Source organism: Rhizobium sp. L43 (genome assembly GCF_002531725.1).
Classification (GTDB): domain Bacteria; phylum Pseudomonadota; class Alphaproteobacteria; order Rhizobiales; family Rhizobiaceae; genus Rhizobium.
In genome coordinates, this window is sequence record NZ_NWSQ01000001.1 from 209,657 (window position 1) to 232,090 (window position 22,434).

Genomic DNA, 22,434 nt, shown 5'->3' on the forward strand with positions numbered 1-22,434 from the left:
GACCCACAGCCCAATCAACGTTTTGCTTGATAATAATTTCGGATGAAAAATAGCTACAATTCAAACGTAGAAATTGCAATAAGCCGGTCGCTGGGCTCACGATTTTAAAGCAACGCTTGTAGTGACTTTTTCAACGCCGCGCCCCTATTGAGGCGGGAGCCATCGGACGAGTGTCTGACGGGAAGATATGGGCGAGAGCGAGGAATGGCCACTCGCGGCGATGCCGTTGTGAGCAAGTCCGCCGAGCCATTGACCCGCAAGCGCACAAGGTGTGTCGTTTCCGCATCACTTTCCGTCAGGTTGCAAATATCCGCTTGGCAACAGCGAATTGGTTCGGTAGAAAACGCTCACCGCTTTAGATCGAACAAGGGAGGCGTTGCATGACACCAGCATTCATCGAAACCTTCCCATGTGGCATGTCCCGACGCTAGGTCATTGCCATTCGCGGCCCGCCTCGGGGCGCCACATGCGGTTTTCTCTTCCTGCATAGCCCGATTGATCCGACGGGATCATTTCGTCTCCCGCTCGGGCTGTGCCGTCTAACTCTCGATTTTGAGGACCGGTTGCCGAAAGACGGGCCGGGCTGGTTAAAATGACTCGCAAGAAGCTCGATTTCCGCGCCGACGCCTATCGCAACGTGCTCGGCTTTGTTTTTCAACATTGGCGCCATCGGCCTGGTTTGGTGGGCCTGATCGTCGTGCTGGTGATATCAAGTACGCTCGCCGAAGTCATGGTGCCGGTGTTCTCGGGCCGGATCGTCGATGCCATCGCCGGCGGCAATGCGGCTGATGATGCGCTCAGCGCCTTCGTCGTCGTCGTGGCTCTGGGCATGACCAGCGTGGCGCTGCGCTGGTTCATCTTCAACGGCATTATCCGGCTGACGCTGCGCACCATGGCGGACGTGGTCAATAACGGCTTCCACAAGGTGCAGCGGTTCTCGACCGACTGGCACGCCAACAGCTTTGCCGGTTCGACGGTGCGCAAGATCACCCGCGGCATGTGGGCGCTGGACTCGCTCAACGACCTGCTGCTGGTCGCCCTTTTGCCCTCCATCGTCATGCTGGTCGGCGCCAGTATCGTGCTCGGCAGCTACTGGCCGGTCATGGGCCTGATCGTGGCTCTGGGATCGCTGATCTATATCGGCGTGACCGTGGCGCTTTCCATGGGTTTCGTGTCGCCCGCGGCACGGCTTGCCAATGCCTGGGACACCAAGCTCGGCGGTGCGCTGGCGGATGCCATCAGCTGCAATGCGGTGGTCAAAGCCTTCGGCGCCGAAAACCGCGAAGAGGCGCGCCTGCGCCACGTGCTGGCCAAATGGGACAGCCGCACGCGGCGGACATGGAAGCGCGGCACAGCGAGCGGCACGATCCAGGGCTTCATGATGGTTTCCATGCAGGCCGGCATTCTGGGAACGGGCCTGGTCATGTGGCGGCAAGGGCTGGCGACGGCTGGCGACATTACCTTCGTGCTGGCCATGTTCTTCGTTCTGCAAGGCTATCTGCGCAATGTCGGCCAGGACATCCGCAATCTGCAGCGGGCCGTCAACGACATGGAAGAACTGGTGCTGCTCGACAAGATGCCGCTCGGCATCGAGGACAGGCCGAACGCCACGCCGATCAGGATTGATGAGGGCGAGATCGTCTTCGATCGCGTCACCTTCCAATATGGCGCGCATCCCACCCCGCTTTATGAGGACTTTTCCGTCACCATCAAGCCGGGCGAGCGCGTGGGGCTGGTGGGGCATTCGGGCTCGGGCAAGACGACTTTCGTCAAGCTCATCCAGCGCCTCCACGACGTGACGTCGGGCGTAATCCGCATCGACGGGCAGGATATATCAGGGGTCCGGCAATCCAGCCTGCGCGGCCAGATCGCCATCGTGCAGCAGGAGCCCATCCTGTTCCACCGTACGCTGGCTGAGAACATCGCCTATGGCAGGCCGAACGCCTCGCGCCGCGAGATCGAGCAGGCGGCGAAACAGGCAAGCGCCCACGACTTCATCATGGACCTTCCCAAAGGCTATGAGACGATGGTGGGAGAGCGCGGCGTCAAACTGTCGGGCGGCGAGCGGCAGCGTGTCGCCATTGCCCGGGCTTTCCTCGCCGATGCGCCGGTGCTGATCCTCGACGAGGCGACGTCGAGCCTCGACAGCGAGAGCGAAGTTCAGATCCAGCAGGCGATGGAACGCCTGATGACCGGCCGCACCACGCTTGTCATCGCGCACCGGCTGTCGACGGTCAGGGCGCTGGACCGGCTGCTGGTCTTCGACAAGGGAAACATTGTCGAAGAAGGCGACCACCAGGCGCTGATCCGGCTTAACAACGGCATCTACCGCCGGCTGTTCGAACGGCAGGCGCTGGAACTGACCAAGGGTCTGGTGGCGTGAACGGGAATACGCCAGGGCTGATGCTCTGGCGTATTACGTCCTGCGATAGAGGAAATAACGGCCTTCCTTAATCCCGTCAGGCAGCGGCAACGCCACCAGTTCCGGATGCTCCAGCGGCAGGCCGCTGACGGCGATGCCGTTTTGGGCGAGCACGCCGGCCATCAGCTGCGGCAGCCAGGTCAGCGTCAGCGCGTCGATCTCGTCATGGCCGGTGCCGATATCGGCATGGGCGAGCGCTGCGCCGATGCCGATAAAGGCCTGGCCGGACTCACGGATATTGCCGGTCACCATGTCTTCTGCCGCGGGCGTCGAGGCCGAATAGGAGCGGACCTCCCAGTCGAAGGCGACGATGCGCCGGCCGGGGAAATTCTCGCGCAGATGGTCATAGGTGCGGCCGTTGCCGAGGCCGAACTCCAGCACCGGTCCTTCGATTTCTTCGACCAGATCGGTAATGGAGTTCAGAATGTCGCGTTGAGCCGTCAACCGGCGAATGAAGCTGTCGAGGCGGCTCATCTATTCCGTATCCGTCATGAAAATCATTGAGCGCGTGCTAACACTGAAACCTTGCCAAGTCGATTGCCGTAAATGGGAAATGGCGTTGCAGTGGCAACATGTGTCTGTGCTAAGCTGGATGACATGACAACCGTGACCGACGAAGATTTCTTTGCCGCCGTGCCGCTCTTCAGCGCATTCGAGGGCGTGACCGATGCCGCCAACTATCGGCCGCTGCCTGCGGGATGGGTGCTGGCGCTCGCCGATATCGTCGGCTCGACGCAGGCGATCGCCGGCGGCCGTTACAAGGACGTCAACATGGCCGGCGCCAGCGTCATTTCCGCGGTGCTGAATGCCGTCGGCAAGGGCGACTATCCCTTCGTCTTCGGCGGCGACGGCGCGCTGATCGCGCTTCCCGGCTCGCTTGAGAAGGCGGCGCGCGATGCACTCGCCGCCGTGCAGGTCTGGGTCGAGGAGGATCTCGGCCTGATGCTGCGCATCGCCATCGTTCCGGTCGCCGATAGCCGCGCCGAGGGCCTCGACGTCCGCGTCGCGCGTTATTCCGCAAGCCCCCATGTCACCTATGCGATGTTCTGGGGCGGCGGCACCAGCTGGGCCGAAAGACAGATGAAGCTCGGCCATTACGGCGTTGAGCGCGCTGCCCCCGGAACCCGCCCCGATCTCGCCGGCCTTTCCTGCCGCTGGAGCCCGATCGACGCGAGGAATGGCGAGATCGTCTCGATCATCGCCGTTCCCGGTGAAGGCCGGCCGGGCGAAGAATTCCGCGCCCTAGTCAACGGCATCGTCGCCATCACCACCGAACAGAGCCGCGACAGCCACCCGGTGCCGGCCGACGGCCCGGAGCTGGCCTTCTCGCTGCACGGCATCAATCGCGAGGCCAAGGCCACCGCACCGGCCGGCCGGCGATTGCGGCAGAAGCTCTTCATCTTCCTGCAGCTTGCCATCACGGTGGTGTGCTACCGGCTCGGCGTTCCTCTCGGCCGCTTCGATGCGCGCCGCTACAAGCGCGACGTCGCCGGCAATTCCGATTTCCGCAAGTTCGACGACGGGCTGAAGATGACGGTCGATGTCGATGCCGAACACCTGAAACGGATCGAGACGCTGCTGGAGCGCGCACAGGCCGGAGGCATTGCCCGCTACGGTCTGCATCGCCAGGCCTCGGCGCTGATGACCTGCTTCGTGCCGACGCCGGTCTCGCGCGACCACATGCATTTCATCGATGGCGCATCAGGCGGTTATGCCGTGGCTGCCAGCCGGATGACCGGCAAATCGCTTTCGACAGCGTCTGTGCTTTAGGCGCAGAGACGAGCGGCGGTATACCTATTTTTCATAATGAAATCGGCACTGGATGATTTCCAACTGCTGGTTGGAACCCTTGCCTGTGACGCAATACACGAGCCGATGCTCTCCCAGAATGCGCCGTGACCAAAAACCGGAGAGATCGCCCTTGAGCGGCTCTGGCTTGCCAAGACCTTTGAAGGGCGACCTTTTTGTATCCCTGAGCAACTCGTTGATTTTCTCGACCATCTTCTGGTCAGTTTTCTGCCAGTATTCGTATTCTTCCCAAGAATTCGGGGTCCAGAGCAACTTCATGTCAGAGAGTTGGATCGTTCTCTATCGTCTGCCCATTACGAAGCTGCCCGATGCTCTCGCGTAACCGGGCAGAATTGGCAGGCGTCGAGAGCAGGTGCAATGTCTCTTGCATGCTCTCGTACTCGCTTTCGGCGATCAAGACCATCGCTTCCGAACCTTGACGGGTCACGAGCAGAGGAGCCCGCGAAGACAGGACCTGATCGAAATAGGTTGCGATGTTCTGCCGGAATTCGGTCAAACGAACATGTGCCATCGAGCATCCTTTCTCCGCTATCCAGCGTACAGATATACGTACAGATTCCTTGAAAGTCAAATACGCAGTTGCGTTTCCATCAGGCCTTGACGATGTGACTGGCCGAGAGGCCGAGCCGGTTGAAGACGTTGCGAGTGTCGATGATCAGCGCCGCGCTTCTTGCCAATGCCGGATAATCGACCCTGTCATGATCGGTCGCGACCAGCACGGCATCGTAGCCCGCCACCGCCTCCGGCGTCAGCGCCACCGACTTGCGCCCCTTCAGCGCCTGGTATTCACGCGTCGGCGGGATCTCGGCGACGAAGGGATCGTGATAATCCGCCCGTCCGCCGCGTTCCTCGATAATCTCGATCAGCCGCAGCGACGGGCTCTCTCTTATATCGGCGACGTTCTTCTTGTAGGCAAGCCCGAGGACCAGCACCCGGCTGCGGCTCAGCGCCTTGCCGGCGCGGATATCGAGCGCTTCGGCGAGCTTGCCGACGACATAACGCGGCATCGCCGAATTGATCTCGCCGGCCAGTTCGATGAAGCGGGTCGGCAGCTCGTATTCGCGCGATTTCCAGGTGAGGTAGAAGGGATCGATCGGGATGCAATGGCCGCCGAGGCCGGGGCCGGGATAGAAGGGCATGTAGCCGAAAGGCTTGGTCTTGGCCGCATCGATCACTTCCCAGACGTCGATGCCCATCGCCGCATAGACGGTCTTCAACTCGTTGACGAGGGCGATGTTGACCGACCGGAAGATGTTTTCGGTGAGTTTTACGGCCTCGGCCGTCGCATTCGAGGAGACTGGCACGACGGTCGACACTGCGGCACCGTAAAAGCTCTTCATCAGCGCCAGCGCCTCGACGCCGTCGCCGGCGACGACCTTCGGGATGGTGGCTGTGTGATAATGCTGGTTGCCGGGATCCTCGCGCTCCGGCGAGAAGCCGACGAAGAAATCTGCGCCGGATTTCAACCCGGTGCCTTCGAGGATGACCTTGACGATATCATCGGTGGTGCCGGGATAGGTGGTCGATTCCAGCACGACGAGCTGACCGGGGCGCAAATGCGCGGCGATCGAGCGCGACGTCGCCTCGACGAAGGAAAGATCGGGATCGCGATGTTTGGTGAGCGGCGTCGGCACGCAGATGATGATGACGTCGCAGGCGGCAAGACCGGCGAAATCGGTCGTCGCCTCGAAGCGTCCCGCATCGATCTCAACGGCCAGCGCCGCGTCGCTGACGGCGTCGATATAGGAGCGGCGGGCATCGAGCGCCACCATCTTCCCCGGATCGATGTCGAAGCCGGTAACCGCAAAACCGCTGCGCGCCACCGCAATCGCCAGCGGCAGGCCGACATAACCGAGCCCGATGATGCCGGCGCGCGCCGTGCGGGTTTCGATCTTCTGCAGAAGCGTGTCGAAGGTGGAGGTGGCCAAGGCGGGATCTTTCAAACGGAACAGGGGAAGCTGATCTAATGCATGATCGCGTGGAATTAAACCCGGGCGTGGGTCTTCCTCTTATTACTGGCGATGCTGCTGTCCGGTTTGCCCTTATGGCAGAGAAGTCCACGTGAAAATCGCAGCTGCGCCCGTATTCCTCGCTCTCCTGGCTCCAGAAGTCACCCCACCCTCCGGGGCTTGACCCGAGGATCCACACCAATCTCCATCGGGAGCGGGCATGGATCCCAGGCTCAAGGCCTGGGATGACGGAGAGTGGGGCGTGTTTTTGTCAAATTCACCGTCGAAGCAGGTGTGGCCGAAATGACTCGGCCCACCTCTTCGCTGCAACTTGAGCGCACAAAAAATTCCACATCCCATTGTTTCGCATTTGCAGCATCCCTATTTTGACTTTTGATAATGAACCACCGAGAAAGGACTTCCCGTCCGATCCCCCGCCGGGGAGATGAGGGGCGCCGCTGCCGGGCTCTCGGCAGATCGTTGACAAATAATACCGCTCGTACATCCTGATTTCCTTGTGACCTGCGCATGATAATGTGCCGGCCGAGGGGATTTTTTCTCTTGGGGATGGCGTGCCTATGAGGATCATACCGAGAATGAGCACGATCGAATCCAGCGTGTCCTCCATCCTGTTGGACCGGGTCGCTGAATGGCTGACGAACTCTTCGCTGGCCGGAGACGAGCTTGAAAACATCGTGCGCGGTTTCTGCGAAAGGCTCACCGCTGCGGGCCTGCCGCTGGCGCGCGTGCATCTTTCTTTTTCGATGCTGCATCCGCTCTATGACGCGCTGAGCTTCACCTGGCGGCGGGCCAGCGGCGTCACCATCGAGGGCTTCCGCATGCCGGCCGGGCAAAAACCGGACCGCTTCCTGCAGAGCCCCTATTATTACCTGCTCGACAACAATCTGCAGCACATCCGCCGCCGGCTGATGCAGGAAGGCCCGGCCGAATTCCCGATCTTCGAGGACCTGCGCAAGGACAAGATTACCGATTACCTCGCCTTCGTGCAGCCCTTCGGCGACGGCTCGGTGCAGGGCATGATGGGCTCCTGGTCAACCGACCATAACACCGGCTTTTCCGACGACATGATCGATGCGCTGCTCCGGATGCAGAACCATCTGGCGGTTGCCGCCAAGATGGCGGTGCTCGGCAAGCTCGCCAACAACATGCTGACCACCTATCTCGGCGGCGACGCCGGCAAGCGGGTGCTGAACGGCCAGATCCGCCGCGGCGACGGTGAGACGATCCGCGCGGCCCTCGTCATGGGCGACATGCGCGAATCCACCATGTATGCCGAAAAGGAAGGCCGGCAGGCCTATATCGACACGCTGAACCAGTTCTTCGACGCGATCGCCGCCCCTTTCAACCGTAACGGCGGCGAGATCCTGAGTTTCCTCGGCGACGGCTTCCTCGCCGTCTATCCTTGCGGACGCCACAAGGACCCATCGAAAATTGCCTGCGAGGCGGCTCTTTCGGCCGTCCATCAGGCCCAGGTGCGGGTCGCCGAACTCAACAGGGACCGCGAGCAGAAGGGCCTGACCAGGGTCGGCTACGGCATCGGCCTGCATGTCGGCAACGTTATGTTCGGCAATGTCGGCCTCAAGGACCGCCTGACCTTCTCCGCCTTCGGCTCCGCGGTCAATGAAGTGCAACGTCTGCAGATCCTGACCAAGAAATACGGCCGCGAGGTCGTCGCCAGCCAGGCCTTCGCCGGCTATTGTGGTGGCGAATGGACAACGCTCGGCGAAGAAAAGCTGCGCGGCATCCGCCAGAAGGTGACCGTGCTGCAGCCGCGCGCGCCAGCGCCGGCGATCAACGTCGACGAGAGCTTCCGCGAGGCCGTGCAGAACGGACTGTCCGAAGCCGAGCAGGTCATTCTTCTGCATCGCGACGCCAAGAATCAGGTCAAGCGCACCAGCATGGAGAAATTCATCCAGTAAGAGCTTACAACCCCTGTCATAATCTGCGCGTCTCGCCCGGGGAACTTCGGCGGGACATGCTGGTTTATCCATGATTGTCATCAGCTAGACACCCTGTTTGCGGTACGATAGTGTGCCTTAACGGGAACATAGAAGACTGGGGAATTTCATTGGTATGGCGTCTGCAGCGGATCTGTTGCGTATTGAAAATCTCGACGTCTCCTTCTCGGTTTTCGGTGACCGGCTACGCGTCGTAAAGGAAGCCAATCTTCGCATTCTTCCGGGCAAGGTCACCGCTCTCGTCGGTGAATCCGGCTCGGGAAAATCGGTGATCAGCCAGTCGATCATGGGCATTCTGCCCAATCCGGCCAAGGCCTCGGGCAGCATCCTTTTCACCGATCCGCTCGACGGCAGCACGACCGATATCCTGTCCTTTCCGCGCGACAGCGAGGAAATGCGCGATCTGCGCGGCAAGCGCATGGCGACGATCTTCCAGGAGCCGATGACCTCGCTGTCGCCGCTGCATACGGTCGGCAACCAGATCAGCGAAGCGTTGCTGATCCATACCGAAGCCGACAAGCAGGAAGCCCGCGAAAAGACCGAGGAGATGCTCGGCCTGGTCGGCTTCTCCAATCCACGCCGCACCTACGACATGTATCCGTTCGAACTGTCCGGCGGCATGCGCCAGCGCGCGATGATCGCCATGGCGCTGATCTGCAAGCCGGCGCTGCTGATCGCCGACGAGCCGACGACGGCGCTCGACGTGACGATCCAGGCACAGATCCTGGAATTGCTGCGCGATCTGCAGGCCAAGCTCGGCATGGCGATGCTGCTCATCACCCACGATCTCGGCATCGTCGCCAACATGGCCGACGAGGTGGTCGTCATCTATCACGGCGAGATCATGGAAGCCGGGCCGGTCGAGGATATATTCCGCAATCCGCAGCATCCCTATCTCAAGGCCCTGATGGCCGCCGTTCCGCATTTCGACATGAAGCCCGGCGAGCGGCTGAAGGCGCTGCGCGACGTGCCGGTCAATCTCGAGACCCTCGTCGGCAAGAAGAAACTGCTCCAGGCGGAAGCGCCGGGCGTCCTGCTTTCGGTCGCCAATCTCTCGAAGACCTACAAGACACGCAAACGCAGTTTCCTCGGCAAGCAGGAAGCCGCGGTCGTGCACGCCGTCGACGACGTCAGCTTCGACATCCGCCGCGGCGAATGTCTGGGCCTCGTCGGCGAATCCGGCTGCGGCAAGACGACGCTCAGCAAGATCCTGATGCGCGCCGTAACACCCGACAGCGGCGCGGTGGTGTTCAACGACGGCAAGGACGTGATCGACGTGCTGTCGGTGCGCGGCGAGGCCCTGCAGGATATGCGCACCAAGATCCAGATGGTGTTTCAGGATCCGGTCTCCTCGCTCTCACCGCGTATGACGGTGCGCAATATCCTCAGCGAACCCCTGGAGATCCACGACCGCGGCGACAGCGACGAGCACAAGCGCAAGGTCGAAGGCTTGATGGCGGCGATCGGCCTCGACAAGCGTTACCTCAGCCGTTACCCACACAGTTTTTCCGGCGGCCAGCGGCAGCGCATCGGCATCGCCCGAGCGCTGGCGCTCGGGCCGAAGCTCGTCATCCTCGACGAGCCGGTCTCGGCCCTCGACGTCTCCGTCCAGGCGCAGATCCTCAACCTGTTGAAGGACCTGCAAAGGGAGCTGGGGCTGACCTATCTCTTCATTTCGCACAATCTCGCCGTCGTCGATTACATGGCCGACCGCATCGCTGTCATGTGCAAGGGCCGCATCGTCGAGATCGCGCCGCGCGAGATCATCCTGCGCGATCCGGTGCACCCCTATACGAAATCGCTGCTCGCCGCCGTCCCCTTCCCCGATCTCGATCGGCCGCTCGATTTCAAGGCGCTCAGGGAAAACGGCGCCGCCGACAAGCAGAACTGGGGCAAAACCTTCACCGCCGAGCATGACGACGCTTCCGAGCTTGCCTATGCCGATCTCGGCGACGGCCATCTGGTGCGCGCCCGCAAGGGCGCCGATGCCAAGGAGTTGCGTTGATGGTGACGCGTCGCACATTCCTGGGCGGCCTCGTCGGTGCGGCGATCGCGCCGGCGGTGCTTCGGGCCCAACAGGCCGGTGAGCCGGAATTCCTGAAGGAGCGGCTGACCTCAGGCAGCCTGCCGCCTATGGCCGAACGCATTCCCGTCCGCCCGCGCATCGTCAATTTGAAGGAGATGGGGCTCGAACCCGGCAGCTATGGCGGCACCGTGCGCACCATCATCGGCAGCCAGCGCGACATCCGCTTCATGACGATCTACGGCTATGCCCGCCTGGTCGGCTACGACAAGCATCTGCAGTTCCAGCCGGACATCCTGGCCGGGTTCCAGTCCGAGGACGACACGGTCTTCACCTTCACGCTGCGCGAGGGCCACAAATGGTCCGACGGTGAGCCGTTCACGGCCGACGATTTCCGCTACTGGTGGGAAGACGTCATCCTGAACGACAAGCTGACGCCGGGCGGCGGCGCGCTGGAGCTTCGCCCGCACGGCAGCCTGCCGCGCTTCGAGGTGCTCGATCCGCTGACGGTGCGCTACAGCTGGGAAAAACCCAACCCGATGTTCCTGCCGACGCTGGCCGGCCCCATCCCGCTCGTCATCGTCGGGCCGGCGCATTATCTCAAGCAGTTCCATAAGAAGTTCCAGCCCGACCAGGCGAAGATGGAACAGATGATGCAGGCCAACCGTGTCAAGAAATGGCAGGATCTGCACATCAAGATGGCCCGCTCCTACCGGCCGGAAAACCCCAACCTGCCGACGCTCGATCCCTGGCGCAACACGACGGCCCTGCCGGCCGAGCAGTTCGTCTTCGAGCGCAATCCGTTCTTCCACCGCGTCGACGAGACCGGCCGGCAGCTGCCCTATCTCGACCGGTTCATCCTCAACGTCTCCTCCTCGTCGATCATCGCCGCCAAGGCGGGTGCCGGCGAGGCCGACCTGCAGGCGACCGGCATCGATTTCAACGACTACACCTTCCTGAAGGAAGCCGAGAAGCGCTTCCCGGTGAAGGTCAATCTCTGGAAGGTCGCGCGCGGCTCGCGCATCACGCTCTTGCCGAACCTCAATTGCGCCGACGAGGTGTGGCGCGGCCTTTTCCGCGACGTGCGGCTGCGCCGCGCCTTGTCGCTGGCGATCGACCGGCACGAGATCAACATGGTCGCCTTCTACGGCTTGGGCACGCCGAGCGCCGATACCGTCCTGCCCGACAGCCCGCTGTTCAAGCAGGAATACGCCGATGCCTTCGTCAAGTTCGATGCCGACGAGGCCAACCGCCTGCTCGACGAACTCGGCCTGGTGAAGCGCGGCAGTGACGGCATCCGGCTGCTGCCGGACGGGCGACGCGCCGAGATCACCGTCGAAACCGCCGGCGAGAGCAATCTCGATACCGATGTGCTGGAGTTGGTGCACGACCACTGGGCCAATATCGGCCTTGCGCTCTATACCCGCACCTCGCAGCGCGACGTCTTCCGCAACCGCGCCATGAGCGGCTCGATCATGATGTCGATCTGGTACGGCCTCGACAATGGCGTGCCGACGGCCGACATGTCGCCCGCCGGGCTGGCGCCGACGCTCGACGATCAGCTGCAATGGCCGCTCTGGGGCATGCATTATCTCTCGGCCGGCCAGGAGGGCGTCGCACCCGATCTGCCGGAGGCCGCCGAACTGGTCGATCTTCTCAAGCAATGGGGCTCGACGGCGAAATTCGAGGAGCGCCAGGTGATATGGCACAAGATGCTGTCGCTCTATACGCAGCAGGTGTTCTCGATCGGCCTGATCAACAGCACGCTGCAGCCGATCCTTCGCGCCGCCAAGCTGCAGAACCTGCCGGAGAAAGCCCTCTACGGCTTCGATCCCACCTCCTATCTCGGCATCTACATGCCGGATGCATTCTGGTACAAGGAGGCCTGAGGCGTGCTCAGATACATTCTCTGGCGCATCGCCGCCATGGTGCCGACGCTCTTCGTCATTTCGGCGCTGGTTTTCACCATCATCGAGCTGCCGCCGGGCGATTTCTTCGAGAGCCAGATCGCCGAGCTGCGCGCCTCCGGCGAAACCGCCAACCTCCAGGAAATCGAGGAGATGCGCCAGCAATACGGCTTCGACAAGCCGGAGATCGTGCGCTATTTCTATTGGGTCGGCGGCATGCTGCACGGCGATTTCGGCTATTCCTTCGAATACCAGCTGCCGGTTTCCGACGTGGTCGGCGAGCGCCTGTGGCTGACGATCCTCGTCTCCTTCACGACCATCCTGCTCACCTGGCTGATCGCCTTTCCGATCGGCATCTATTCGGCCACGCACCAGTATAGCTGGAGCGATTACGGGCTGACCTTCCTCGGCCTGCTCGGCATCGCCATTCCGAACTTCATGCTGGCACTGATCCTGATGTACTTCGCCAATATCTGGTTCGGCATCTCGATCGGCCATCTGATGGACCAGCAATATATCTCGGCGCCGATGAGCTGGGAGAAGGCGCGGTCGATCCTCTCTCACCTATGGATCCCCGTGATCATCGTCGGCACGGCCGGCACGGCCGGCATGATCCGGCGGCTGCGCGCCAACCTGCTCGACGAGATGCAGAAGCAATATGTGACGACCGCCCGCGCCAAGGGCCTGCATCCGATGCGGGCGCTGCTCAAATATCCGCTGCGCATGGCGCTCAACTTCTTCGTCGCCGATATCGGCTCGATCCTGCCGTCGATCATATCAGGCGCCGAAATCGTCGCGATCGTGCTGTCGCTGGAGACGACGGGGCCGATGCTCATCAAGGCGCTGCAGAGCCAGGACATGTATCTCGCCGGTTCCTTCCTGATGTTCCTGGCCTTCCTCAACGTCATCGGCGTGCTGATCTCCGACATCGCCCTCGGCTTCCTCGATCCCCGCATCCGTCTGCAAGGCAGGAGCACCAAATAATGTCGCCCCTTCCCGCACCCGGCGCGCCGCTGCCGCATTACGTCTCCACCGCTCCTTTCGATCCGCTCGCGACCGAGACCATGACGGCGGCGCAATCGCGCATCCATCTCGCCTCGCAGAAGCAGCTGATGTGGTGGAAGTTCAAGCAGCACAGGCTGGCCTTGATCTCCGGCATCTTTCTCGCCGCCGTCTACCTGATGATCCTGATCGTCGAATTCCTGGCGCCCTACGGGCTGCACACGCGCAACGTCGATTTCATCCATGCGCCGCCGCAGAGCATCCATTTCTTCGACAAGGGCAATTTCGTCGGTCCGTTCGTCTACGGCCGCAGCATGACGCTCGATCTCGACACGCTGCACCGCGTCTATAGCGACAGGCCGAACGACGTGCAGCCGATCCGTTTCTTCTGCCGCGGCGATGCCTATAAATTCTGGGGCTTTGCCGCCTCGAACTATCATCTCGTCTGCCCGGCGATCGGCGGCCAGATGTTCCTGCTCGGCACCGACCGGCTCGGCCGCGATGTGCTCTCGCGCATCCTCTACGGTGCGCGGATATCGCTGACGATCGGTCTGATCGGCATTTCGATCAGCTTCGTGCTCGGCATCGTCATCGGCGGCCTTGCCGGTTATCGGGGCGGCGTTTTCGATCTCATCGTCCAGCGCCTGATCGAAGTGCTGCAATCGCTGCCGAGCCTGCCGCTGTGGATGGCGCTCGCCGCCATCATGCCGGTGACCTGGAGCCCGATCGTCATTTATTTCGGCATCACCGTCATCCTCGGCATCATCGACTGGACGGGGCTGGCACGTGCCGTGCGCTCCAAGCTGCTGGCGCTGCGCGAGGAAGATTACGTCCAGGCCGCACAGCTGATGGGCGCCAGCACACCGCGCATCATCGGCCGGCATCTGGTGCCGGGTTTCATGTCGCATCTCATTGCTTCGGCGACGATTTCGATCCCCGGCATGATCCTCGGCGAGACCGCGCTCTCCTTCCTCGGCCTCGGCCTTCGCCCGCCGATCACCAGCTGGGGAATTCTGCTGACCGAAGCAAAAAGCGTCAGCGTCATCGCCTTTTATCCTTGGCTGCTCTATCCGATCATTCCTGTTGTTCTTGTCATTTTGGCGTTCAACTTTCTGGGAGACGGCTTGCGTGATGCGGCAGATCCCTACAAATAGCAGGAAGTTCGGCAGCGCCTTGCGGCACCGCCCCCACGTCTTGGCCTCCGGACGGTGGGGGTACTAACTATGTTGCTCACCCCAGAAGGAACACCCATGTCCAGACGTCTCGAAGATGCACGCATCCTCATGTACAGTCACGACACCTTCGGTCTCGGCCACCTCAGACGCTGTCGCGCCATCGCCCATGCGCTGGTCGAAGATTATCGCGGCCTCAACATCCTGATCATTTCGGGCGCCACGATCGCCGGCGCCTTCGACTACCGCGCCCGCGTCGACTTCGTGAAGATCCCGAGCGTCATCAAGCTGCGCAACGGCGAATATACGTCGCTCGCCAGCCACATCGACCTGCACGAGACGCTGAAGATGCGCGAATCGAGCATCCGCCACACGGCCGAGACCTTCCAGCCCGATATTTTCATCGTCGACAAGGAGCCGATGGGGCTGAAGGGCGAGGTCGAGGATACGCTCGCCTATCTCAAGGCCCGCGGCACCGTGCTGGTGCTCGGCCTGCGCGAGATCATGGACGCGCCGCATCTGCTCGAGGCCGAGTGGAAGAAGAACGGCATCATGCAGAAGATCGACCAATATTACGACAGCGTCTGGGTCTATGGTCCGCCTGACTTCTACGACCCGCTTATCGGTCTCGACGTGCCGGCCAGCCTGCGCCGGAAGATGGATTTCGTCGGCTTCCTGCAGCGCAGCGTCTCCAAGGGCAAGACCTCGATCAATGCCCGCAAGGATAATTACCTGCTGGTCACGACAGGCGGCGGCGGCGACGGCTCCGATCTCGTCCACGACGTGATGAATGCCTACGAGGCCGATCCGACGCTGACGCAGAAGGCGCTCGTCGTGCTCGGGCCCTATATGCCGGCCGCCGAGCGCGCCAAGCTGGTACAGAAGGGCGACGCCATTCCCTATATCGAGGTGATCGAGTTCGACAACCACATGGAAGAGCTGATCGACGGCGCCACCGGCGTCGTCGCCATGGGCGGCTACAACACCTATTGCGAAATCCTCTCTTTCGACAAGCCGGCGCTCATCGTGCCGCGCGTCAAGCCGCGCGAGGAACAGCTGCTGCGGGCCCAGCGGGCAAGCGCGCTCGGCCTTGTCGATATGCTGCTGCCGGACCAATCGGCCGATCCGACTGTTATGGCCGAGGCGCTGAAGCGCCTGCCCTCCCGCCTGCCGCCGTCGAAGAGCGGCAGCAATATGCATCTCGAAGGGCTGGACCACATCTCCCAGACCGTCGGCCGATGGATCGACGGCCGCGGCAGCCACCTCTCCCTCGTCGGCGCGGAATAGGGCACAGCCTTGCCGCCACGCCGCAAGATCCTAGTCGTGCTGAAAGGCTATCCCCGCCTTTCGGAGACCTTCATCGCCCAGGAGCTGCTCGGTCTCGAGAAGGCCGGCTTCGACCTCACGCTGATTTCGATGCGCCGGCCGACCGACAAGAAGCGCCATCCCGTGCATGACGAGATCCGAGCGCGTGTCGTCTATCTGCCGGAATATCTGCACGAGGAACCGATCCGGGTGCTGAAAGGCCTGATCGCCGGTTTCTCCAAACCCGGCTTCAAGCCGCTGATCAAACGCTTCTTTGCCGACCTCAAGCGCGACTTCTCCCGCAACCGCTTCCGCCGTCTCGGCCAGGCGCTGGTGCTGGGGCGCGAATGGCCGGATGGCGGGCAATGGCTGCATGCCCATTTCATCCACACGCCGGCCTCGGTGACGGAATATGCGAGCATCCTCACCGGCACGCCCTGGACCTGCTCGGCGCACGCCAAGGACATCTGGACATCACCCGACTGGGAGCTGCACGAAAAGCTTGGCAGCGCCCGCTGGGCGGTTACCTGCACCAGGACCGGCTACGAGCACATGCGGGCGCTGACCTCGCGCAAGGACGCCGTGCATCTGAGTTATCACGGTCTCGATCTCGCCCGCTTCGGCCATTTCTCCGGCAAGCGGTCGGACCGCACCGGCAGCGACCCCGATGACCCGGCCTTCATCCTCAGCGTCGGCCGTGCGGTCGAGAAGAAGGGCTATGACGTGCTGCTCAGGGCGCTGGCGCTGCTGCCTGCCGACCTCCACTGGCGCATGGACCATATTGGCGGCGGCGAGGAACTTGCGAAACTGAAAGTCCTGGCGAGCGAACTTGGCCTTGCCAACCGCATCGTCTGGAAGGGCGCCCTGGCGCAGGAAGAGGTGCTCGATCACTACCGCCGAGCCGACCTCTTCGCGCTCGCCTGCCGCATCGCCGCCAACGGCGACCGCGACGGGTTGCCGAACGTGCTTGTGGAAGCCTCGAGCCAACGGCTCGTCTGCCTTTCGACCGAAGTATCCGGCGTGCCGGAACTGCTGAAGGACGGCGAAAACGGCCTCGTCGTGCCGCCGGAAGATCCGGCGCGGCTTGCCCAAGCGCTGGAAACGGCGATCCGCGACCCGGCACTGCGCAAGCGGCTCGGCGACGCCGCCGAAAATCAGGTGCGCGAACATTTCGACTATCACTCCAGCATCAGACAGCTCGCCGGCCTGTTCGAGGCCGAATGGCAGAAGGCGTCATGACGGCACCGCGTATCTTCTTCTATGTCCAGCACCTGCTCGGCATCGGCCATATCGCCCGCGCCAGCCGCATCGCCAATGCGCTTGTCAAGGACGGCTTCGACGTCACGGTGGTGACCGGCGGCCTGCCGGTGCCGGGTTTTCCCGGCGAGGGCGTGAAGACCGTGGCCCTGCCGGCGGTCGTTGCCAGCAATGCCGGTTTCTCCGGCCTCGCCGACGCCGATGGCCGGCCAGTGGGCGAGGATTTCCTCCATGCCCGCCGCGATCTGCTGCTCGACGCCTTTCATGCCGCAAGGCCCGATGTCGTCATCATCGAAGCCTTCCCCTTCGGCCGGCGGCAGATGCGCTTCGAACTGCTGCCCCTGCTTGCAGCAATCGACAAGGCCGAACCGCGGCCGAAACTGTTAAGCTCGGTGCGCGACATCCTGCAGGAAAACCGCAAGGCCGGCCGCGACGCGGAGACCGCCACGCTGGTCAAGGAGCATTTCGATGCGGTGCTCGTCCACGGCGATCCCGGCTTCATCAGGCTTGAGGACACCTTCCCGCTGACGTCTGATATCTCCGACAGGCTGCGTTATACCGGCCTCGTCGCAGCCCCGCCGGCGCCGGAACCGACCGAGACCTTCGACATCATCGCATCGGCGGGCGGCGGTGCCGTCGGCGCCGCGCTGATCGGCGCGGCGAAAGAGGCGGCGGCGCTGCTGCCCGCCGATCTGCGCTGGCTGCTGATATCGGGCCCGAACCTGCCGGAGGCGGATTTTACCGCCCTGTCGCAAGACGCCCCTCCAAATGTGACGCTGGTGCGCTTCCGCAAGGATTTTCCCTCGCTGCTGCGCGCTGCCAAGGTCTCGATCTCGCAGGCCGGCTACAACACGGTCGGCGATCTCCTGCGCAGCGAATGCCGGGCGATCCTTATCCCCTTTGTCGCCGGCGGCGAGACCGAGCAGACGGTGCGCGCCGAACGGCTGCAAGCGCTTGATCTCGCCGAGATTCTGCCGGAAACGGGACTGACGCCGGGCCATGTGAAGGAGGCCGTCGAAAAGGCGCTCGCCGCACCGCGGCGCAAGCCGGTCTTGCTCGATCTCGACGGGGCGGAGAAAACCGCCGGCATCATTCGCTCCATGATTGCCGAATCCCTCGCCTAATCCAAAATTCCTGTGATATAAACATTGTTCCGGCGAGAATCGGCATGTCTGCAGCCGGTCGCTTCGCCTTGTTTTCATTGCGATATCGGCGGTCCGGCTGCATGGTCCTGTTCTCAAGATTTCTCCCCATCCCGGCCCCCGGAATTTCCCAGCACGCTGACGGTTAGCCATGGAAAAAAGCCTCGCCCGCTACATCTGGAAGAACACGCGGCTGCAGCAGCTGTGGATTCTGGCTGTCGTCGCCGCCTCGATGGTGCCCTACTTCCTGTCCTTCGACCTGCCGAAGCAGATCGTCAACGGACCGATCCAGGGCGACGGTTTCGAAGGTCCGGGCGCGCGGCAGACCTTCATGCACATCGCCTACGACATCCCGCTGATCGGCCATGTCGAATTCTTTCAAGGGTTGCAGCTCAACCGCTTCCAGATGCTGATGGCCCTCAGCCTCGTGTTTCTGGCGCTGGTGGTGCTGAACGGCCTCTTCAAATTCTACATCAACACCTATAAGGGCCGGCTCGGCGAGCGCATGCTGCGCCGTATCCGCTTCGAGCTCATCGACCGGGTGCTGCGATTTCCGCCGATCCACTTCAAGCGGGTCAAATCGGCTGAGATCGCCACCATGATCAAGGACGAGGTGGAGCCGATGGGCGGCTTCACCGGCGATGCCTTCGTCTCGCCCGCCCTTCTCGGCGGCCAGGCGATCACGGCGCTCGCCTTCATCATCGTGCAGAATTTCTGGCTCGGCATGATTGCCGCCGGCATCGTCGGTGTGCAGGCCGTCGTCATCCCCCGCATGCGCAAGCGGCTGCTGGAGCTCGGCCGCCAGCGGCAGCTGACGGCGCGCGAACTTTCCGGCCGCGTCGGCGAAATCGTCGACGGCATCGGCACGATCCACGGCAACGACACATCGAACCTCGAACGCGCCGACATCGCCTCGCGGCTCGGCCGGATTTTTTCGATCCGCTACGACCTTTACCAGTGGAAGTTCCTGGTGAAGTTCATCAACAATTTCCTCGCCCAGGTGACGCCGTTCCTGTTTTACGCGATCGGCGGTTATCTGGCGCTGCAGGGCCGGCTCGACATCGGTCAGCTCGTCGCCGTCATATCGGCCTATAAGGACCTGCCCGGGCCGCTGAAGGAACTGATCGACTGGGACCAGATGCGCCAGGACGTGCAGGTGAAATACCAGCAGGTCTACGAGCAGTTCAACGTCGAGCCGCTGATCGACAGCCGCATCCAGGAACTCGCCACCACCCCCGTGGGCGCACTGACGAGCGCGCTCGTCGTCACCAATCTCTCACTTTCCGACGACAGCGGCGCCCGCCTCGTCGACCACGTCTCCGTCGAGATCAAGCCGAACGAGACGGTGGCGGTCGTCGGCCCGAACGGCAGCGGCGCGGAAGCCTTCGCCGAAGCGCTCGGACGGATGGTCTGGCCGGATTCCGGCCGCATCACCATCGACGGCCGCGACCTCCTGGACTTGCCGGAATCGATCACCGGCCGGCGCATCTCCTATGCCTCGGCCGATACCTTCTTCTTCCACGGCTCGCTCGCCAGCAATCTGCTCTACGGCCTCAAGCACGCGCCTATGACCGATCCGGTCTACGACGAGAAGGAAGCGCTGGAGTATAAATGGCATTCCGTCGAGGCGGTGAAGGCCGGCAATCCGACGCTCGACCTCAACAGCGATTGGGTGGATTACAAGGCGGCCGGAGCCAACGGGCCTGAGGACCTGCTGAAAGCGATCCGCCCGGTGCTCGACGCCGTCCTGATCTCGCAGGACATTCTCGATCTGGCGCTGCGCTCGACCGTCAACACCGACGTGCATGTCGCCGTCAGCGACCACGTCGTGGCGCTGCGCGCCTCGCTGCGCGACCGGCTGCGCGACGAAGGGCTCGACACGATCGTCGTGCCTTTCGATTTCGACGCCTATAACGCCCAGGCGACGGTCGGCGAGAACCTGCTCTTCGGCACGATGAAGCGGCCTTTGATGACCAATCGCCGGCTTGCCGCGCATCCCTATTTCCAGCAGCTGTTCCGCGAGACCGGCCTCAGCACCGATCTCTACGCCATGGGCCTCGAGATCGCTGAAAACGCAGTGGAACTCTTCCACGACCTGCCGCCGGACCATCCCTTCTTCCAGCAGCTGACCTTCATGACGGCGGACGATATTCCGACCTACCAGGCGCTGCTGCAGAAGCTGCAGAGCCGCCGTTTCGAGGACGCCACGCCCGAGGAACGTTCGGCCATCATCCGGCTGAGCTTCGCCTATATCGAGCCGCGCCATCGCTTCGGCTTGCTGACCGACGAGCTGATGGCCAAGATCGTCAGCGCCCGCAAGCAGTTCCACGAGCATATTCCGGCCGATCTCGCCGAGCTGATCGAGCGTTACGACGCCGAGCGTTTCACCCCGTCGGCAAGCCTGATGGACAATGTGCTGTTCGGCCGCATCGCCTATCAGCAGGCCGACGCCTCCGACCGCATCCGCGCCATCATGGGCGAACTCTTCGACGCGCTCGACCTTTATGACGACGTGCTGGCGATCGGCCTCGAATTCGACGTCGGCTCCGGCGGCAAGCGGCTGACCATGGTGCAGCGGCAGAAGCTCAATCTTGCCCGCGCGCTCTTGAAACGTTCGGACTATTTCATCTTCAACCGGCCGCTATCGGCGCTCGACCAGCGCGTTCAGGATCAGATCACCCGCAACATCGTCGAAGACCTGCATGAGGAAGGCCAGCGGCCGGCGATCATCTGGGTGCTCTCCAATGCGCGCCTCGCCGAGATGTTCGACCGGATCCTGCTCTTCGACCGCGGCGGGTTGGCGGAAGCCGGAAACTATCCGGAACTTTCCGAGAAAAACGGGATGTTCAAGGAACTGTTATCGTAATATTCTATTGGGGCGGCGATGGTGGGTGTTCCGGACGGGGACGCCTCGGAGTTATGAAGACGCCCGGTCCCGCGGACCCTGCGTCAGGGGGTTGAAACGTGCTGTTGAGAGACGAAGTCGAAATGCTGCGACGGGTGCCGATCTTTTCGAGGATCGCGCCAGCCAAGCTCAAGCTCTTGGCCTTCACCTCCGACCGTATGACCTACAAGGCCGGGCAGAACCTCTTCCATCAGGGCGATGTCGGCGACGCCGCCTATGTCATCCTTTCCGGCACCGCCGATATCATCGTCTCCTCGCCGGCCGGCGAGATCAAGGTCGCCGATGTCGAGCTCAATTCGATCGTCGGCGAAATCGCCATCCTCTGCGACGTCTCGCGCACGGCAACGGTGCGCGCCACCTCGCCGCTCGAGGTGCTGCGCATCAGCAAGGAGCATTTCCTCAAGCTGCTCAGCGACTTCCCTGAGATGGCCGTGGAAATCATGCGGGTGCTGGCCGACCGCCTGAACCACACCACGGCGGAGCTGACCGCGGCCCGGGCGGCAAAGCAGCCGCAGATGGCGCAGTAGGAATTCTCTTCAGGACTTCGGCGGCCATTGCTGGGCGCCATGAAGAAGGCGCAGTATTTCCACCCTCGGTGCTATTCTGTCGATACGATAGATCAGCAGAAATGCCGTGCGCGGAACGACCAGTTCCCGCGTTCCGTCGAGGCGGCCGCCGCGTCCTGCTTCGGGATGATCGGCGAGCATTTTGGCCTGTTGCCGGATGACATCATCCAATGCGATTGCAGCCTTCGGATTTTGGGCGAAGATGTGCCGGATCTGACCTTCCCGATTCAGAAGCGCCTGCTGCAGCCATTTGACGATCAAGCCTTATCTCCGGATTCCAGCCGCGCGAGCAGTTCGGCCCGAAGCTTGTCCATTTGCTCTTCGGCATCTTCCGCACTGATCCAGACCGCGTTCGGATCATCGGCCTCCCGGATCGCTTCCTCGACCTGTTCACGGAACCACTTGTCGTATTCCGCCGCCTCATGGGTGCGACGCAGAGCGGCGGCCCGATCCGGCCGCGATACCGTTTCAGGCGCGTAATCGCCTGCATCGACATCGAACTGCGAAATGCCGACATCCTTGAGATAAGAAACCAAGGTGTCGATGCGCTTGAACACACGCACCTGCCGGCTGCGTTGGGCGGCAAGCGCGCGCTCGGACTTGCCGTAGCGGATAACGACGGACCAGCCGCCGGTTTTGCCGACGACATGAGCGGCATCGACCGCGCCTGCCTCGACAAGGCGGGAAAGGGTCGAATGATCAATGGTTTCCGCAGTCATGGCATATCCTCGCTGATCGCGAACAAGATATGCATTTAATTATAGATTGCAATGCATTCAATAATTGGAATTGCAGCCCGAAAACGAACGCCTGCAAGATTTCCTATGTAGACTCAGACTGCTGACAAAGCCGGCTACCCCCTCCTTCGTCATGCTCGGGCTTGTCCCGAGCATCTGCGACGGTCGATATGTAGCAGATCCTCGGCACAAGGCCGAGGATGACGCAAGTAGAGAGCGAGATTTGTCAACAAAACGAAGCCTGCGTGCTTCCCATGCC

Annotated in this window: 18 protein-coding genes; 12 read left to right on the forward strand and 6 right to left on the reverse strand. The window is 62.3% G+C overall.

The window, feature by feature from the left end:
- Positions 1-592: 592 nt before the first annotated feature.
- The gene (locus tag CO667_RS01040) at positions 593-2,383 is read left to right on the forward strand and encodes an ABC transporter ATP-binding protein (protein ID WP_097616514.1); all 1,791 of its coding nucleotides are present in this window, start codon (positions 593-595) and stop codon (positions 2,381-2,383) included.
- Positions 2,384-2,416: 33 nt separating this feature from the next.
- On the opposite strand, the gene CO667_RS01045 is transcribed toward CO667_RS01040, so the two are convergent.
- Positions 2,417-2,896 (reverse strand): class I SAM-dependent methyltransferase, encoded by a 480-nt coding sequence (locus CO667_RS01045; protein WP_097616515.1) that lies wholly within the window; start codon positions 2,894-2,896, stop codon positions 2,417-2,419.
- A gap of 123 nt (positions 2,897-3,019) precedes the next feature.
- On the opposite strand from CO667_RS01045, the gene CO667_RS01050 reads away from it, so the two are divergent.
- Complete coding sequence (locus CO667_RS01050; RefSeq protein WP_097616516.1) at positions 3,020-4,192, forward strand: DUF3095 domain-containing protein; 1,173 nt, start codon at positions 3,020-3,022, stop codon at positions 4,190-4,192.
- Positions 4,193-4,216: 24 nt separating this feature from the next.
- Here CO667_RS01050 and CO667_RS01055 read toward each other — a convergent pair whose 3' ends face one another.
- From CO667_RS01055 to CO667_RS01065, 3 genes are all read right to left on the reverse strand, one after another.
- Positions 4,217-4,489, reverse strand: a complete 273-nt coding sequence (locus CO667_RS01055; RefSeq protein ID WP_097616517.1) for a Txe/YoeB family addiction module toxin — start codon at positions 4,487-4,489, stop codon at positions 4,217-4,219.
- Between the two features lies 1 nt (position 4,490).
- Positions 4,491-4,742 carry a type II toxin-antitoxin system prevent-host-death family antitoxin gene (locus CO667_RS01060; RefSeq protein ID WP_097616518.1) on the reverse strand — a complete coding sequence of 84 codons (252 nt, stop codon included), beginning with the start codon at positions 4,740-4,742 and terminating at the stop codon, positions 4,491-4,493.
- A gap of 79 nt (positions 4,743-4,821) precedes the next feature.
- Positions 4,822-6,159 carry a nucleotide sugar dehydrogenase gene (locus tag CO667_RS01065; protein WP_097616519.1) on the reverse strand — a complete coding sequence of 446 codons (1,338 nt, stop codon included), beginning with the start codon at positions 6,157-6,159 and terminating at the stop codon, positions 4,822-4,824.
- Positions 6,160-6,776: 617 nt separating this feature from the next.
- On the opposite strand from CO667_RS01065, the gene CO667_RS01070 reads away from it, so the two are divergent.
- The 10 genes from CO667_RS01070 (at position 6,777) to CO667_RS01115 (ending at position 21,399) form a co-directional block, all read left to right on the forward strand.
- On the forward strand, positions 6,777-8,120 hold the full coding sequence (locus CO667_RS01070) for an adenylate/guanylate cyclase domain-containing protein (RefSeq protein ID WP_097616520.1): 1,344 nt from the start codon (positions 6,777-6,779) through the stop codon (positions 8,118-8,120).
- Positions 8,121-8,274: 154 nt separating this feature from the next.
- Entirely contained in the window at positions 8,275-10,164 is a 1,890-nt protein-coding gene (locus CO667_RS01075; protein WP_097616521.1) for an ABC transporter ATP-binding protein, read from the forward strand.
- Positions 10,164-12,071, forward strand: a complete 1,908-nt coding sequence (locus CO667_RS01080; protein ID WP_097616522.1) for an ABC transporter substrate-binding protein — start codon at positions 10,164-10,166, stop codon at positions 12,069-12,071. The genes CO667_RS01075 and CO667_RS01080 overlap by 1 nt, the downstream gene beginning before the upstream one ends.
- Before the next feature lie 3 nt (positions 12,072-12,074).
- Positions 12,075-13,073 carry an ABC transporter permease gene (locus tag CO667_RS01085; protein WP_097616523.1) on the forward strand — a complete coding sequence of 333 codons (999 nt, stop codon included), beginning with the start codon at positions 12,075-12,077 and terminating at the stop codon, positions 13,071-13,073.
- Complete coding sequence (locus CO667_RS01090; RefSeq protein ID WP_179874032.1) at positions 13,073-14,245, forward strand: ABC transporter permease; 1,173 nt, start codon at positions 13,073-13,075, stop codon at positions 14,243-14,245. Before CO667_RS01085 ends, CO667_RS01090 begins: the two co-directional genes overlap by 1 nt.
- A gap of 96 nt (positions 14,246-14,341) precedes the next feature.
- On the forward strand, positions 14,342-15,550 hold the full coding sequence (locus CO667_RS01095) for a glycosyltransferase family protein (RefSeq protein ID WP_097616524.1): 1,209 nt from the start codon (positions 14,342-14,344) through the stop codon (positions 15,548-15,550).
- Between the two features lie 9 nt (positions 15,551-15,559).
- A complete protein-coding gene (locus CO667_RS01100) occupies positions 15,560-16,807 on the forward strand; it encodes a glycosyltransferase (protein ID WP_097616525.1) in 1,248 nt (415 codons plus the stop codon).
- Complete coding sequence (locus CO667_RS01105) at positions 16,804-17,949, forward strand: glycosyltransferase (protein WP_097616885.1); 1,146 nt, start codon at positions 16,804-16,806, stop codon at positions 17,947-17,949. Before CO667_RS01100 ends, CO667_RS01105 begins: the two co-directional genes overlap by 4 nt.
- Positions 17,950-18,118: 169 nt before the next feature.
- Complete coding sequence (locus CO667_RS01110; RefSeq protein ID WP_097616526.1) at positions 18,119-20,833, forward strand: ABC transporter transmembrane domain-containing protein; 2,715 nt, start codon at positions 18,119-18,121, stop codon at positions 20,831-20,833.
- A gap of 98 nt (positions 20,834-20,931) precedes the next feature.
- Positions 20,932-21,399, forward strand: coding sequence for a cyclic nucleotide-binding domain-containing protein (locus CO667_RS01115; RefSeq protein ID WP_003563501.1), 468 nt, complete (start codon positions 20,932-20,934; stop codon positions 21,397-21,399).
- Positions 21,400-21,408: 9 nt separating this feature from the next.
- Here CO667_RS01115 and CO667_RS01120 read toward each other — a convergent pair whose 3' ends face one another.
- A complete protein-coding gene (locus CO667_RS01120) occupies positions 21,409-21,699 on the reverse strand; it encodes a type II toxin-antitoxin system RelE/ParE family toxin (RefSeq protein WP_097616527.1) in 291 nt (96 codons plus the stop codon).
- Complete coding sequence (locus tag CO667_RS01125; RefSeq protein ID WP_097616528.1) at positions 21,696-22,157, reverse strand: hypothetical protein; 462 nt, start codon at positions 22,155-22,157, stop codon at positions 21,696-21,698. Before CO667_RS01125 ends, CO667_RS01120 begins: the two co-directional genes overlap by 4 nt.
- Positions 22,158-22,434 lie beyond the last annotated feature (277 nt).